Genomic DNA, 14,254 nt, shown 5'->3' with positions numbered 1-14,254 from the left:
CCATGTCTGAACCAGGCACCGATGTTGAAACTGACACCGCGCCGATCAAGCGAGAGAGTTCCGTCGATCTTGAATATGGCGGCTATGACCAGCTGAATATTGTTATGCGGATTATGAAAACCGCTTTTTCCAGCACATACGGAGAATCCTGGAATGAACATCAATGCCGGTCCATGCTATCTTTACCAGGTACATTGTTATTGATTGCCAGCTGGAACCAAAATCCATGTGGCTTTGCCATTAGCAGGGAAGTCGCTGATGAAGAAGAATTGCTGATGATAGCAGTAGATCCCCAATATCAAAATAATGGTATTGGCGAGACGATCATGAAACAGGTTATCACAAATGCCGTTGAAAACGGGATTGCAGCTCTCTTTTTAGAGGTACGTTCGAACAATCCAGCACAAACCATGTATCAAAAAGTTGGTTTTGAGAAAATTGGACTTCGTCGCGCTTACTACACGGGAGACAACAAAGAAAAATTTGATGCGATTACCTATAAAATGTTACTTTGATTCTTGATGCAACGTAAAATCTACACAACATATAGTTTGTCCGTTGATAATTGCGGACTCGCGTGCAAATAGCCACGCAGCAAAAAATTGCTCAAAGACATAAAAGTCGCACAAAGAGGTAAATATGACAGAGGAAGATATTGCTCTGAATGAGACGCTAATCGCGCTCACGTCAGACATCGTTGCTGCACATGTTAGTAACAACAGCGTCGCCGTTTCAGATCTGCCGCTCATTATCAATAATGTACATGGCGCACTATCTGACTTGTCTGGAAAAGCTGCACAACAGGCTCGCCCTGACCCGGCGGTTCCCATCAAATCATCGATAAAGCCGGATTATATTGTTTGCCTGGAAGACGGCAAGAAATTGAAAATGTTGAAACGGCACCTGATGACCCATTACGGCATGACACCAGATGAATATCGGGTAAAATGGGGTCTACCCAGCAACTACCCGATGGTCGCCCCCAACTATGCCGAACAGCGCAGAGAATTGGCTAAAGCCATAGGCTTAGGCAAGAAAAAGAAAAAACGCTAAACATCACGTTTCGATAGATTTAAGCGATGGGAAAATTGCGAAAAATATCGCAGTTTTCCCTTTGCTTTATTATCCAGCAATAATAGAGTATTAGTAAGTGAACGGGATGGAGCAGATGCCAGACAAAATTGATCTTGAAAAGCTATGTGCCGAAAAAGGCTTGCGGATAACGGAACAGCGCCGGGTCATTGCCCGGGTTATTTCAGATGCTGACGATCATCCAGATGTAGAAACGCTGCATGAGCGGGCCTCTGCCGTTGATTCCCGTATTTCAATAGCGACCGTTTATCGTACCGTTCGCCTGTTTGAAGAAGCCGGCATCCTTGATCGTCATGATTTCGGCGACGGGCGGGCACGCTATGAGGCCGTTCCGGAAGCTCATCACGACCATCTCATCGATGTTGAAACCGGCAAGGTAATTGAATTTGTCGACCCCGAATTGGAAGCCTTGCAAAAGGTGATTGCTGAAAAACTCGGGTACCGACTGGTCGATCATCGCATGGAACTTTATGGCGTATCCTCTGACCGAAAGAGCTGACACAAATTCTATCGCAAATTCGGTGGTTGGGGCGCTACTTATCGGACTACGCCTGTTAGGCATAATATTGAGCTTGGCCATCTGCCTGCCGATGCATTATCTATGGAGGCTTTTCCGTCTACCCTCCCCATGGCCACGTTTTTTCTTGTGGCTTGTCGCCACCAATTGCGGTGCTTTGATCAAAACAGAAGGCCATCGCCTCAAACATGATGTTTTCTATGTTTCTAACCATGTGAGCTGGTTTGATATTCCGGTCATTGCCGGCGTAACGGGCTGCACCTTTGTGGCGCAAGATGGTATAGCCAGTTGGCCCATCATCGGATGGCTGTGCCGCATCAACAAAACAATTTTTGTATCCCGAACAGACCGGATGCAGGTCGGCGGGCAAATCGACATTATTCGCGAAGCTATTGAGGAAAAATATCCGATAACTGTTTTTCCTGAAGGGACGACGACCGACGGGCATAGCTTGCTACCCTTTAAGCCTTCTTTGTTTGAAGCCATGGCACCGCCGCCGAAACCGACCAAAGTGCAGCCTATGCTGCTGAATTTTGGTAAGGTCAGCAAAGACATAGCCTGGGTTGGCGAAGAGCCTGCGGTTGAAAATGCGAAGCGGCTGTTTGCACGGTTCGGTGTTATCCCGACGACATTATATTTTCTTGAGCCATTCGATCCCGCAGATTTTGGGGATCGGAAGGCTATTTGTGCCGAGGCAGAACGACGGATTGCCAAGGCGCTTTCCGCTTCCCTGTCTGGAGAGCCCGTTGTATAGGCTGCGGTTATGAATAAATCCGATCCTAAGAAATTCCGAGTTAAGTCCTTCGGCTGCCAGATGAACGTCTATGACGGCGAGCGCATGTCTGAAATGCTTACTGACCAAGGGATGGCCAGTGCCGCCAATGGCGAAGATGCCGATCTGGTTGTCCTCAACACGTGCCATATTCGTGAGAAAGCAGCTGAGAAAGTATATTCCGATATCGGTCGTTTGCGCGGCAAAGACGGTAAAAGTCCGATGATTGCTGTCGCCGGCTGCGTAGCGCAAGCGGAAGGCAAAGAAATTTCAAGACGCGCGCCGAGTGTCGATATTGTAGTGGGACCGCAAGCTTATCATCGGCTGCCAGAACTGATCGAACGAGCCAAAACAGGCAAAAAAGCGCTCGATACGGATATGCCTGCGGCATCGAAGTTTGACGCCCTGCCGACACGCAAGAAACAAGTCCGACCCACCGCCTTTTTGACCGTACAAGAAGGCTGCGACAAGTTTTGCACATATTGTGTTGTTCCTTACACACGTGGCACGGAGATTTCCCGCCCGTGGAGCGATTTGATCAAAGAAGCGCAAGCCCTGGTCGATGGCGGCGTCAAAGAAATCACTCTGCTTGGACAGAATGTGAACGCCTGGACCGGTGAAGATGATAAGGGTCGGGCACAGGGCCTCGACGGATTGATCCGAGCGCTGGATAACATTGATGGTTTGGAGCGCATCAGATATACAACCAGTCATCCGAATGACATGACCGATGCCTTGATCGCCGCGCATGGCGAGATCCCAACGCTGATGCCCTATCTGCACCTACCTGTGCAATCGGGTAGCGCTCGCATATTGAAAGCGATGAACCGCTCACATACCACGGAAAGCTATCTTGATATCCTGTCACGGATGCGCAAATCGCGCCCAGATATCGCCATTTCCGGTGATTTCATTGTTGGTTTTCCCGGCGAAACCGATGATGATTTTGAAGAGACGCTAGCGGTGGTTCGGGAAGCCAATTATGCTCAAGCTTACTCGTTCAAATATTCTCCACGCCCCGGAACCCCTGCTGCTGTGATGGATGATCAGATTGCACCGGAAATCATGGATGAACGTCTCCAAAGACTCCAGGCATTGTTGAACGAGCAACAGCATGATTTTAACAAACAAGCGCTAGGACGGCACACAGATATCTTATTGGAGCGCCATGGCAAACTTGATGGACAGCTTGTCGGCAAAACGCCCTGGCTCCAATCCGTTCATATCATTGCTCCCAATTTGGCGATTGGTGATATGGTAGATGTCGTGATCGAAAGCGCGGGGCCAAATAGTTTGCAAGGCAAAATGATACAGAGAGAAGCTGCTTAATGGCCAAAAAGAGCATTGCCGAAGACAAAATCAAGCTGGTAACTCTGGACGTAGAATTTGATGATCCTCAGATATTGGGCGAGCTGTTTGGCGAATATGATCGCAACATAGTCGCCATCGAAAATCGGTTGGGCGTCTACATAGCAGCGCGTGGCACCAAACTGAAAATCGAAGGCGAAGAGGAGGCCGCAACCCAAGCACGCGATGTCCTTACCGGCATTTATAATCGTCTGGAAGAAGGTCAGGAAATTGATGCTGCGGTCGTGGAAGCCATTATCGGTATGGTCGCAGACCCTCGTGTATCAAAGGCCGCAAAAGCAGTAAGCGAACAAAAAACGGCTAATGCGGACATTTCAGCTCCACCAAAAGTGATGATCAAGACCCGGAAAAAGACGATTTTTCCGCGGTCCGTGCGTCAAGCCGATTATATGGAAAAGCTGGCTCGTGATGATATGATATTTGCTCTTGGCCCAGCTGGCACCGGTAAAACCTATCTGGCAGTTGCACAGGCCGTTTCCCAACTGATTACAGGATCTGTCGACCGCTTGATACTTTCACGTCCAGCGGTGGAAGCCGGTGAAAAAATTGGCTTTCTTCCCGGCGATATGAAGGAAAAAGTCGATCCCTATCTTCGCCCACTTTATGACGCACTTTATGACACGTTGCCAGCCGAGCAGGTTGAGCGGCGCATTGAGAGCGGAGAAATTGAAATTGCGCCCATCGCATTCATGCGCGGCCGCACGCTGGCCGACGCTTTTGTCATTTTAGACGAAGCGCAGAACACAACCGCCGCGCAGATGAAGATGTTTCTTACGCGTTTCGGCATGAACAGTCGTATGGTCATCTGCGGAGATCCGAAACAAGTTGATTTGCCGGGCGGAGCTACGTCTGGCCTTGCCGATGCCGTCGGGAAGTTAGAGAATATCGACAGTGTCAGCACGGTAAAATTTGGTGCATCCGACGTCGTCCGCCATCCCTTGGTTGGTAAAATTGTCGAGGCCTATGAAGGCAAAGATGCTGCAGATTGAACTTAACACCGGCCCAGAGTGGTCGGATGAAATTAATTGGCTAAAACGAAGCGAAGAGGCAGCAAAGGCGGCATTCTCTGTCTCCTCTTTTGGCGATCTGGCAGAACAGAATTTTGCCCTCGAAATCAGTATCAAGCTATCCAATAACGATGAAGTGCAAGAGCTCAACGCTGCCTATAGCGGTAAAGATAAGCCAACCAATGTGCTGTCTTTTCCGCTGGTACAACAGGATCTGCTGGAATCTTTATCAAACAGTGATGATGGCGAAGTACTGCTGGGAGACATTATTTTGGCACATGGGATATGTAGCCAAGAGGCAAAAGAAAAATCCATTGCTATGGAAGACCATGCATCCCATTTGACGGTGCACGGTGTTTTGCATTTATTAGGCTATGACCATCAAGTAGAAGCAGATGCATTGATCATGGAAGCAATGGAAGTCAAAGCACTAGAGAATTTGGGCATTGCCAATCCCTATGCCGAACAACATATATGATATGAGACTAAGAATAGAATATGCCAGACGATAACATAAACAACAGCAACGGGACCGGAAATCGATCTTCATCGGCAACCCGTAGCGAGGATGACGAACCGGGGCGAATATGGCGCAGCCTGAAAGCCATGGTTTTCGGGGAAGCGGAAGATAATTCGCTACGCGCACAGCTCGAAGAAGTCATAGATGAGCATGAAAATGATGGCGATAGCGACAAAAAGGGGGATGAAGACATCTCCCCAGTCGAACTGGAGATGCTGCGCAACCTGCTACATTTTAGTGATAACCGTGTCGATGACATTGCCGTTCCTCGCGCAGATATCATCGCAATTGAGGAAAGTGCACCATTTAGCGAATATGTCGAGATATTCTCAGAACATGGCCATAGTCGTATCCCGGTCTTTCGAGACAATCTCGATACGATCATCGGTATGGTGCACATAAAAGATATATTTGCGCTGGTTGCCAAGGGTGAGACCCCGCCAACAGATATCACCCCATATTTGCGCCAGCCGCGTTTTGTGCCGGAATCGATGGGGGTGTTGGACCTGCTTGCCGAAATGCGATCGACGCGCACTCATTTAGCGATCATATTTGACGAGTATAACGGCACCGAAGGCCTTGTAACCATCGAGGATATTGTCGAAGAAATTGTTGGTGATATTGAGGATGAGCATGATGATGAGCCCATTCCCATGCTAAAAGCCCTCGACAACGGTGTTTGGGAAGCCGATGCCCGGGCGGAACTGGATGATGTTGGAGAAGAAATTGATCCAGCATTGGCCGAGATTGACGAGGATGTTCACACTATCGGCGGTTTATCCTTTGTGCTGGCCGGCCATATTCCAAAGCCAGGCGAAACACTGGAGCATCCTAGCGGATGGCAGTTGGAGATACTGGAAGCCGACGATCGCCGCGTGACAAAACTGCGTTTGCTACCGGCCAACAAACACATCGAAAAAGCCGAACACACCAGCTAAGTATCAGCCAACTGAGTAGCCCGTTTGCGCCAGGTTTCTGCCAATACAGGCATTTCGGACAATGCACGCAGTTCGGTGCCCTGCCCTTGGTGTTTGCCCCCAATAATTATCCCAAATAGTCGTTCCAATGACCATTCAGGGAAAGGGCGGTCTTGTTGGATCATTCGATCTCCGGCACGAACCTTGCCAGGCTCTAGCACTCTAAAATAGCTACCTGATTTTCGTGTTTTGATCACTGTTTTCAAAACATCTGGATGCCCAAAACGATAGTTAAGCTTCCAGCAAGGCTGTCGCGCATGGCTGCATTCTATCAATGCTTCGCCGAGCCGAAAAACATCACCAAGGCATAGCCTGTCCTCCGTCATTCCAGTGCAACTCAAATTCTCTCCAAATGCACCGGGCCGATTTAAGACATCAACATCCGGATATTTGCCTTTCCAGAAGGGATAATGTTCGATCGGGTAAAGGTGCACCGCCTTATCACGACCACCATGATGCAAAGGATCCGCCACCTGATTGCCCTCAAACCCAAAAAGCCCCAGTGCAATAGCCTCAGTGACCGGCGTTTTGGCGATGGCACTCATTTCGCCATCTTCACGAAAAGGCTTTGGTGTCCCGATGAGCAGACTATCGAGCGTTGTTTCAATCATTTATCATCGCTAGCGGGTCCAGTTCATATTGGCAATTTCCCTCTTATTATGCTTGAAGACCCAAATGGAAATAAGTGACCTTCGCATTGCCTTATACAGTGGCAACTATAATTTTGTACGCGATGGCGCCAATCAAGCGTTAAACAGGCTGGCCGAATATCTTTTGCGCCAGGGTGCGGCTGTACGAGTCTATTCGCCGACGACCGATACGCCAGCATTTGAACCCACAGGTGATTTGATCAGCGTTCCTTCTTTCGCCTTTCCCGGGCGTGGAGAATATCGTTTTCCGACGCATATTTCCGGTAGTGCAAAGCGTGATCTGGCTGAATTCAATCCCAACATCATGCAAATATCAAGCCCCGACCGCGTCGGGCATAAGATGGTCAGTTGGGCGCGCAATCATGATATTCCGGTTTTGGCATCCGTACACACCAGGTTCGAAACCTATCCACGCTACTATAACTTAGCCTTTCTCGAGCCTGTTATTGAAGCGATTTTGCGTCGTCTTTATCGCCGCTGCGATGCCTTAGTCGCACCTTCAGAGTCGATGGCGCAGGTCCTGCGTGAGCAACGCATGAACTATGATGTCGGCATTTGGTCGCGAGGCGTCGACAAAGAAATTTTCAACCCATCCCGCTGTGATTTGGCCTGGCGACAGTCGCTGGGCATAACCGATGATGAGCTGGTTATTGGCTTTCTCGGTCGGTTGGTGATGGAAAAGGGATTGGATGTTTTCGCTGACACGATTGATGAATTGCGTCGCCGCGGGGTCAAGCATAGGATTTTGGTTATTGGAGAAGGCCCGGCCCAGCAATGGTTTGAAGACAGAATACCAAGTGCTGTCTTTGCTGGTTTTCAGCAAGGTTCCGATCTTGGTCGCGGTGTCGCCAGCATGGATATTCTATTCAATCCCTCGGTTACTGAAACTTTTGGTAATGTGACGTTAGAAGCGATGGCCTGCGGCCTGCCCGTTGTTGCAGCCATAGCGACAGGAAGCCAAAGCCTGGTCAAAGACAATGAGTCAGGACGGCTGGTCACTCCCGGCGCCATCCGCGACTTTGCTGATGTCTTGCAAGTCTATTGCGAAAATGATGCTATTCGCAATGCCCATGGCGCGGCAGGCGAAAAGCGTGCTGACGAATTCAGCTGGGATCAGATCAATCACACTGTGGCCGAAACATATCTGCGCCTGATTAGACAACGCCAGTCGGGACAAAGCCCCATCAAGCAATCAGCTATCCGCTAATTAAACCTAACGCAAAATACCGCCGACAGTCATTTTCCGTGCATACCAGATCAGCAAGATAATCGACAGCCAGATAGCGGCTGTAAACATCCATATCCCTGGTGTACTGAGGCTGACGGGCATGTCTGCCGTCATCTGATAAATAGAAGATCCCAATAGTCCGAGCAGTGAAAGGCCGAATGCTATCACCGCATGGCGGCTGCGCATCAACAAAAGCAAGGATCCAAGCAAGGCACCCCAAACACCGAGCGCCCAGGCGGCATCTGCCCAAGCTGGAAATGCGTAAAAATAGTCCAGCTGTTCTTGTGTAAAGCTGCTCATATAAGATTCGTTACGCGTTTGAGTCATCGTGTAGTCCAGTGCACCGCCTGAATTCCAGAGCGTCGCAACAATCCCAACCACCCAAAGGTGCCATGGCGTCGCTGGTCTGGCGTCGCCGGTGTCGATATTCTCTACTGTCTGTGTCATGCTTCCCTCCCTATTCTCCCGGCATCTTCTTATCATGGACTTGTCCAACAACAAAATTTCCAACAGCGCCGGAACTTGCTGGTCTTCAAGCGAGAAAATGCCATAGTGAACGGGTAATGGACGATTTCTTCACCATGGATGATAGTTCGCAAGAAAAGGATGAAATTCCTGCCAATGCGCCGCTGGCCGAAAAACTCAGGCCTCGTAATCTCAATGACGTTGTGGGTCAGGACCAGTTAGTAGGGGACGATGGCGCTCTCAAGCGCATGGTAAAGGCGAGCAAGCTCTCTTCGATCATTTTTTGGGGACCTCCAGGCACTGGTAAAACTAGCTTAGCGCGTTTGCTGGCCAACGAAACAGATCTGCATTTCAAAGCAATATCTGCCGTGTTTTCGGGTGTTGCAGATTTGAAAAAGGTTTTTGCAGAGGCAGAGCAGCGCCAACAGACGGGCAAGCAAACCCTGCTATTTGTGGATGAGATCCACCGTTTTAACCGATCTCAACAAGACAGTTTTCTGCCCTATGTTGAGAAAGGCACAGTGATATTGGTCGGCGCAACGACTGAAAACCCTTCCTTTGAACTCAACGCCGCTCTGCTTAGCCGGACGCAGGTGTTGATCCTCAATCGACTAGACAGCTCCGCATTGGAGCAACTGTTAGTCAAGGCAGAGTCATTGATGAAGCATGCCTTGCCCGTGACGGAAGCTGCTCGAGATGCTCTTATAGCTAGCGCTGATGGCGATGGGCGCTTTCTACTCAATCAAGCAGAGACGCTGTTTTCACTAGATATTGACGAACCGCTTGATGCCGCTGCGCTTGCGAAACTGCTTCATCGCCGCATGGCCGTCTATGACAAAGACCGCGAGGGTCATTATAATCTGATTTCGGCATTGCATAAATCTCTGCGCGGCTCTGATCCACAGGCTGCACTTTATTATCTCGCACGGATGCTGGTGGCAGGCGAAGAACCGCTTTATGTGCTGCGCCGAATAGTACGTTTTGCAAGCGAGGATATCGGGCTAGCCGACCCACAAGCCCTGGTTCAGGCATTGGCTGCCAAGGATGCATATGATTTTCTCGGCAGTCCGGAAGGTGAACTGGCGATTGTCCAAGCCTGTCTTTATTGCGCGACAGCGCCCAAATCCAATGCGGCGTATAAAGCGCAAAAATCTGCCTGGAAATCAGCCAAACAGACCGGATCCTTGATGCCGCCACAGAATATTCTCAACGCTCCGACAAAGCTGATGAAAGAAATCGGCTTTGGCGAAGGCTACAGCTATGACCATGAGAGTGATGAAGGTTTTTCCGGTGATAATTATTGGCCCGAAGAGATGAGCCCTGAGTCATTCTATCAGCCAGTAGACCGTGGCTTCGAGCATAAGATCAGGGAACGTCTCGATTATTGGAACGATTTAAGGCGCAAAAGAAATGGCTAGATCTCCAAATTTCGTCGCGATGATTGTGCTTTCCATGTTGATTGTCCCGGTGGCAATCGCAAAAGATAAACCAAAACTGCCGGATTGGTATCTGGTTGACGAAGTGATTGTCGACGAAGCGCCAGATTATCGTTCAGACATCTTCTTTGCAGACAAATCGAGCGTCAGAAATATCGACGGGCTGACATCAATTTCAGTTTCCCAAATTGTTATGGCAGAAACCAATGCTGGCGATAACGAGATTTCCAGGATCAGGGATATCCGTTCAACGATATTGATCGACTGCCACAAACATATGTACGCCGCGATGGAGCTGACTGAATTTGATGGGAATGAAAAATTAATCCGGTCAGAAACCCAATCCCGAGCATTCGCGAAGTGGATATTGCCTTATGCAGATTCGGGCTATGTCAGTGTTTTTCGGTTTGCTTGTGAACCCGATCAGGAATTTGGATCACAGGAATTCCCCGGCCATATTCAGCCACTGACAGCGTTCAAGGCCTATCTTAATGCAGATTGGAGCAAATAGTGAATATCAGAAAATTGCTTGTAATCGGTAGTCTGCTTTTCTCCGCTCCACTGGCAGGACAAGCTAAAGAAGCACCAACTGATTATGACCGGGCTCTGGCTGCTGGATATAAAGCCCAATTTATTTGCTCCGGTCTTTGGAATGGTGGCAAGTCACTTGCCGATATCGAAGCTGATGAATTAACGGGCATCTATGACCATATCGCTAAGATCGTACCAACGCTCACCGCAAGTATCGATCAAGAAACACGGCAAGTGCAAGTCCGCTATAGTGACGTCATGCCGCCGCGTATTGCTATCTGGAATCCCATGACAGGCTGCACAGGAATGCCGATCGGTTTTGCTGGCATAGAACTCGAAGAACCACCGCAGCTGCGCTCTTTTAGCGATGATTTGCCTTGGCCAATGGGTGATAAAGGTGCTGTTTTCAAAACGTCAAATTTGAGCAAAAAAATACGCCCAATCGCATCGGCTGCTTTCGATCCCAGCAAATATGGCGGAAAGACAAGTGCGGTTATCGTGATCAAAGACGACAAGATAGTGACCGAGCGGTACAAAAACGGGCATGATCGCCATACTGCCCAGCGTACTTGGTCCGTTGCAAAGTCAATCGCTGGTACGTTGATCGGACATAGCGTGCATCAAGGTTTTTCAAACGTAGATGCACCGGCGAAAATCGTCGAATGGCAGAGCGTCTTTGATCAACGCCGGACCATAACGCTCGACCACTTAATGCGGATGTCCAGCGGATTGATCAGCGATACCGCAGGCAATCGCACCGACCCGATTTACATGGGTGGCGCCACCGTTACCCAAAGAGCCGTAAACTGGCCGCTGCTCTATCCGCCAGGCAGCCGGTTTCGCTATGCCAATAACGATACTTTACTAGCTGTATATGCTGCACGTTCAGGCCCTTTTGAACCTTATGATTTTTTCCAAAAAATTGGCATGACGCGAACCTATGCAGAAACGGACTGGCAGGAACATCCTATACTTTCTAGCCAAGTTTGGACCACTGCCCGCGATTTAGGCAGATTGGGAATATTATATTTGAACAATGGCCTGTGGCCTTATGGAGCCGACAGACCAGAACGTCTGCTCCCCGAAAGCTGGCGCAAATATGTTAGTACCGCTTCCGGACCGCAGCCAGATCGCGAATTTGGCTATGGCGCTACTTTTTGGTTGATGAACAAATCAGATGGTATTCCAGCGGACACTTTTGCTGCCTTTGGAAATCGCGGGCAGTATCTCGTTATTATTCCTTCACTGGATACGGTGATCGTTAGACGTGGCTATGACACGCGCAGCAATCGCTTTGATATAGCGACTTTCACACGGGACATTGTGAAAGTTTCAGGTTCATGAGCACCAGCTATACCGCCGCTGTCTGCACTGCCTTAACCGGTCCTGATTCTGTTCGATTGGAGGAGATGGAAGCACAAGCCCTGCGATCCGGTGAAATTCGGATTGCTGTGAAAGCAGCGGGCCTCAATTTTCCGGATTTGCTGATGACCTACGGCAAATATCAATTTCGTCCCGATCCTCCTTTCGTTCCCGGCTTGGAGGTTGCGGGTGAAGTGATTGATGTTGCCTCCGGAGTCACCAGCTTCTCGGTAGGCGATCGCGTGATGGGTGGCAGTAAAGGAAATGGCTTTGCCGAACAGGCTGTCTTGCGGGACACTGCTGTCCGACCACTTCCCCCTTCTCTATCGTTCGCTGAAGGGGCTTGCTGGCATGGCGCAGCTATAACCGCATGGCATGCGTTAAACGATAAAGCGGATTTGCAGCCAGGAGAGAGCATCCTCATTCTTGGCGCAAGCGGCGGTGTTGGCATGGCCGCCGTTAGACTCGCCAAACATAAAGGCGCAATTGTCATAGCTACCGGATCCAACGAGACAAAACGCCAAGCGATTGAACAAGCTGGGGCTGACCATAGTTTGGATCCATCTGACGCCGATCTTGCCAAACAGGTCAAAGAGCTCACCGGAGGTAAGGGCGTGGATGTTGTGTTCGATCCCGTCGGTGGTGATTTAGCAATCACAGCAACACGCGCTATCTCTTGGGGCGGTCGTTATCTGATAGTCGGGTTTGCGAGCGGCGACATCCCCGCTTTCCCTGCCAATCACGCGCTTATCAAAGGATATAGTTTAATCGGTTTGCGCGCTGGCGAGAGCGCAAGGCGTGATCCAAAACTCGCGCAGAACAGTGAACAAGCGCTCCGCAAATTGGCCGAACAAGGCATCATGCGTCCCCATATTTCCCACCGCTTTGCATTAAAGAATGCGGCCGATGCCCTAAAAGTTCTGGAACAGCGCGCAGTCATTGGCCGGGCCGTTATCGATATCGCACCCTGATTTTCGTTACATATGATTACATATTTGCTCCGTGTTGGAGCTACTCTGCACTATATCTCACACAGGGAACGTGTTAACCTTTTGGCGTACAGACAATTGTTCACAATAGGGGAAACACGATGGATGGATTGAGAATAGGAAACTATGCGCTCGACACCGAGCTCATGATGGAATGGGGGGAGAAGCTTGGCATAGCGCTAATAATTCTTCTACTGACATGGGTTGTGGCAAAGGGCGCCAAATGGGCGTTTGCTAAACTGGTCGACAATATCAGTTTCCTGCAACGTGATACTGGTTCTGGTGAATCCATTGGAATGTCGCTGGGCAAGATCGTATCTTTGCTTATTTGGCTCTTTGGTCTCATCGCCGTGCTTTCCACATTCGGACTGAACAGCGTTATCGAACCGCTGCAGACTTTGCTCGATGACGTAATGGGCTTCATTCCCAACATTATCGGTGCCGGCATCATATTCTTCGTCGGCTCGATTGTTGCGAATATCGTGAAGCAAATCGTTGAAACAGCAATGATGACTGTAAACCTGGACAAGTGGGCCAACAAAGCAGGTGCCGAAGAAGTTACGGGCAACAGCACGATCAGCAAGACCATCGGCACAATTGTCTATGTTCTGATCATCATTCCGATTGCCATCTTGGCTCTGGATGCGCTCAACATGTCATCTATCACCGGTCCAGCAACTTCGTTACTGAACACGATCTTTACCTCTATCCCGCTTGTTATTGGCGCAGCCATTCTGCTTGGCATCGCCTATATGATCGCACGCTGGGTTGGTGGTTTGATCGAGGAAGTACTCCCAGGTCTGGGCGTCGATCGTTCGGTGAATGCCCTGGGCATCTTGCCTGAAAACACAACCGTTTCTTCGGTGGTTTCCAAGGTTGTGATCATCGCGATTATGCTGTTTGCAGCAATTGCGGCAACCCGGATGCTGCAATTCCCTGAACTGACCAGCATTCTCAATGAAGTGCTGGCACTGGGCGGCAAAGTCATCTTTGGCGGCGTTATCATTGGCTTCGGCTTCATGATTGCCAATATTCTGTCGAAAATTGTTAGTGGTGCGTCAGAAGGCGGTTTGAGTGGTCAGATCGTCAAATATGCGACGATCGTTTTGTTCGTTGCCATGGGCCTGAAATATATGGGCCTTGCAGACTCCATCATCAACATGGCCTTCGGCGCTTTGGTTATCGGCGGCGGCGTTGCAGCTGCTCTTGCCTTTGGATTGGGCGGCCGCGATGCAGCAGCCAAAACGCTTGAAGACTTGCGCACGAGCAAACCAAAAGCGCCCGCTGCCCGCAAAACAGCAGCGCGGAAGCCAGCTGAAAAATAATAAGCTGGTCGAATT

Annotated in this window: 16 protein-coding genes; 14 read left to right on the top strand and 2 right to left on the bottom strand. The window is 49.7% G+C overall.

What is annotated here, in order from left to right; all coding sequences use genetic code 11:
- The first annotated feature begins 2 nt into the window (after positions 1-2).
- The 8 genes from rimI to BS29_RS07415 all read left to right on the top strand — a co-directional run bounded on the left by rimI (position 3) and on the right by BS29_RS07415 (position 6,214).
- Complete coding sequence (gene rimI / locus BS29_RS07450) at positions 3-515, top strand: ribosomal protein S18-alanine N-acetyltransferase (RefSeq protein ID WP_229956565.1); 513 nt, start codon at positions 3-5, stop codon at positions 513-515.
- A gap of 124 nt (positions 516-639) precedes the next feature.
- Entirely contained in the window at positions 640-1,053 is a 414-nt protein-coding gene (locus BS29_RS07445; RefSeq protein WP_229956564.1) for a MucR family transcriptional regulator, read from the top strand.
- Positions 1,054-1,168: 115 nt separating this feature from the next.
- On the top strand, positions 1,169-1,591 hold the full coding sequence (locus BS29_RS07440) for a Fur family transcriptional regulator (protein WP_229956563.1): 423 nt from the start codon (positions 1,169-1,171) through the stop codon (positions 1,589-1,591).
- A 22-nt stretch (positions 1,592-1,613) separates the two neighbouring features.
- Entirely contained in the window at positions 1,614-2,363 is a 750-nt protein-coding gene (locus tag BS29_RS07435) for a lysophospholipid acyltransferase family protein (RefSeq protein ID WP_229956562.1), read from the top strand.
- Positions 2,364-2,372: 9 nt separating this feature from the next.
- A complete protein-coding gene (gene miaB / locus BS29_RS07430; protein WP_229956561.1) occupies positions 2,373-3,710 on the top strand; it encodes a tRNA (N6-isopentenyl adenosine(37)-C2)-methylthiotransferase MiaB in 1,338 nt (445 codons plus the stop codon).
- A complete protein-coding gene (locus BS29_RS07425; protein ID WP_229956560.1) occupies positions 3,710-4,738 on the top strand; it encodes a PhoH family protein in 1,029 nt (342 codons plus the stop codon). Before miaB ends, BS29_RS07425 begins: the two co-directional genes overlap by 1 nt.
- The gene (gene ybeY, locus BS29_RS07420; RefSeq protein ID WP_229956559.1) at positions 4,713-5,234 is read left to right on the top strand and encodes an rRNA maturation RNase YbeY; all 522 of its coding nucleotides are present in this window, start codon (positions 4,713-4,715) and stop codon (positions 5,232-5,234) included. The genes BS29_RS07425 and ybeY overlap by 26 nt, the downstream gene beginning before the upstream one ends.
- Before the next feature lie 20 nt (positions 5,235-5,254).
- Positions 5,255-6,214, top strand: coding sequence for a hemolysin family protein (locus tag BS29_RS07415; RefSeq protein WP_407673764.1), 960 nt, complete (start codon positions 5,255-5,257; stop codon positions 6,212-6,214).
- Here BS29_RS07415 and BS29_RS07410 read toward each other — a convergent pair.
- Entirely contained in the window at positions 6,211-6,864 is a 654-nt protein-coding gene (locus BS29_RS07410) for an MOSC domain-containing protein (RefSeq protein ID WP_229956558.1), read from the bottom strand. The genes BS29_RS07415 and BS29_RS07410 overlap by 4 nt on opposite strands.
- A gap of 64 nt (positions 6,865-6,928) precedes the next feature.
- Between BS29_RS07410 and BS29_RS07405 the strand changes: the two genes are divergently transcribed.
- A complete protein-coding gene (locus BS29_RS07405; protein ID WP_229956557.1) occupies positions 6,929-8,110 on the top strand; it encodes a glycosyltransferase family 4 protein in 1,182 nt (393 codons plus the stop codon).
- 6 nt (positions 8,111-8,116) lie between these two features.
- Here the strand turns inward: BS29_RS07405 and BS29_RS07400 are convergent, their stop codons facing one another.
- Positions 8,117-8,578 (bottom strand): hypothetical protein, encoded by a 462-nt coding sequence (locus tag BS29_RS07400; protein WP_229956556.1) that lies wholly within the window; start codon positions 8,576-8,578, stop codon positions 8,117-8,119.
- A gap of 116 nt (positions 8,579-8,694) precedes the next feature.
- On the opposite strand from BS29_RS07400, the gene BS29_RS07395 reads away from it, so the two are divergent.
- From BS29_RS07395 to BS29_RS07375, 5 genes are all read left to right on the top strand, one after another.
- A complete protein-coding gene (locus tag BS29_RS07395) occupies positions 8,695-10,014 on the top strand; it encodes a replication-associated recombination protein A (protein ID WP_229956555.1) in 1,320 nt (439 codons plus the stop codon).
- Positions 10,007-10,543: a surface-adhesin E family protein gene (locus BS29_RS07390; RefSeq protein ID WP_229956554.1), complete on the top strand. Its 537-nt coding sequence runs from the start codon at positions 10,007-10,009 to the stop codon at positions 10,541-10,543. Before BS29_RS07395 ends, BS29_RS07390 begins: the two co-directional genes overlap by 8 nt.
- A complete protein-coding gene (locus BS29_RS07385; RefSeq protein ID WP_229956553.1) occupies positions 10,543-11,907 on the top strand; it encodes a serine hydrolase domain-containing protein in 1,365 nt (454 codons plus the stop codon). The genes BS29_RS07390 and BS29_RS07385 overlap by 1 nt, the downstream gene beginning before the upstream one ends.
- Positions 11,904-12,896, top strand: a complete 993-nt coding sequence (locus BS29_RS07380; protein WP_229956552.1) for an NADPH:quinone oxidoreductase family protein — start codon at positions 11,904-11,906, stop codon at positions 12,894-12,896. The genes BS29_RS07385 and BS29_RS07380 overlap by 4 nt, the downstream gene beginning before the upstream one ends.
- A gap of 119 nt (positions 12,897-13,015) precedes the next feature.
- Positions 13,016-14,239 (top strand): mechanosensitive ion channel, encoded by a 1,224-nt coding sequence (locus tag BS29_RS07375; protein ID WP_229956551.1) that lies wholly within the window; start codon positions 13,016-13,018, stop codon positions 14,237-14,239.
- The last annotated feature ends 15 nt before the right edge of the window (positions 14,240-14,254 follow it).

This window comes from Parasphingorhabdus litoris DSM 22379 (assembly GCF_020906275.1).
GTDB lineage: Bacteria > Pseudomonadota > Alphaproteobacteria > Sphingomonadales > Sphingomonadaceae > Parasphingorhabdus > Parasphingorhabdus litoris.
Note: the sequence above shows the minus strand (reverse complement) of the source record. Positions and strands in the feature narration are given on the sequence as shown.

Coding starts and splice junctions, on each gene's coding strand:
- rimI (WP_229956565.1), top strand. CDS start 3: ATGTCTGAACCAGGCACCGATGTTGAAACTGACACCGCGCCGATCAAG.
- BS29_RS07445 (WP_229956564.1), top strand. CDS start 640: ATGACAGAGGAAGATATTGCTCTGAATGAGACGCTAATCGCGCTCACG.
- BS29_RS07440 (WP_229956563.1), top strand. CDS start 1,169: ATGCCAGACAAAATTGATCTTGAAAAGCTATGTGCCGAAAAAGGCTTG.
- miaB (WP_229956561.1), top strand. CDS start 2,373: ATGAATAAATCCGATCCTAAGAAATTCCGAGTTAAGTCCTTCGGCTGC.
- BS29_RS07425 (WP_229956560.1), top strand. CDS start 3,710: ATGGCCAAAAAGAGCATTGCCGAAGACAAAATCAAGCTGGTAACTCTG.
- ybeY (WP_229956559.1), top strand. CDS start 4,713: ATGAAGGCAAAGATGCTGCAGATTGAACTTAACACCGGCCCAGAGTGG.
- BS29_RS07415 (WP_407673764.1), top strand. CDS start 5,255: ATGCCAGACGATAACATAAACAACAGCAACGGGACCGGAAATCGATCT.
- BS29_RS07410 (WP_229956558.1), bottom strand. CDS start 6,864: ATGATTGAAACAACGCTCGATAGTCTGCTCATCGGGACACCAAAGCCT.
- BS29_RS07405 (WP_229956557.1), top strand. CDS start 6,929: ATGGAAATAAGTGACCTTCGCATTGCCTTATACAGTGGCAACTATAAT.
- BS29_RS07400 (WP_229956556.1), bottom strand. CDS start 8,578: ATGACACAGACAGTAGAGAATATCGACACCGGCGACGCCAGACCAGCG.
- BS29_RS07395 (WP_229956555.1), top strand. CDS start 8,695: ATGGACGATTTCTTCACCATGGATGATAGTTCGCAAGAAAAGGATGAA.
- BS29_RS07390 (WP_229956554.1), top strand. CDS start 10,007: ATGGCTAGATCTCCAAATTTCGTCGCGATGATTGTGCTTTCCATGTTG.
- BS29_RS07380 (WP_229956552.1), top strand. CDS start 11,904: ATGAGCACCAGCTATACCGCCGCTGTCTGCACTGCCTTAACCGGTCCT.
- BS29_RS07375 (WP_229956551.1), top strand. CDS start 13,016: ATGGATGGATTGAGAATAGGAAACTATGCGCTCGACACCGAGCTCATG.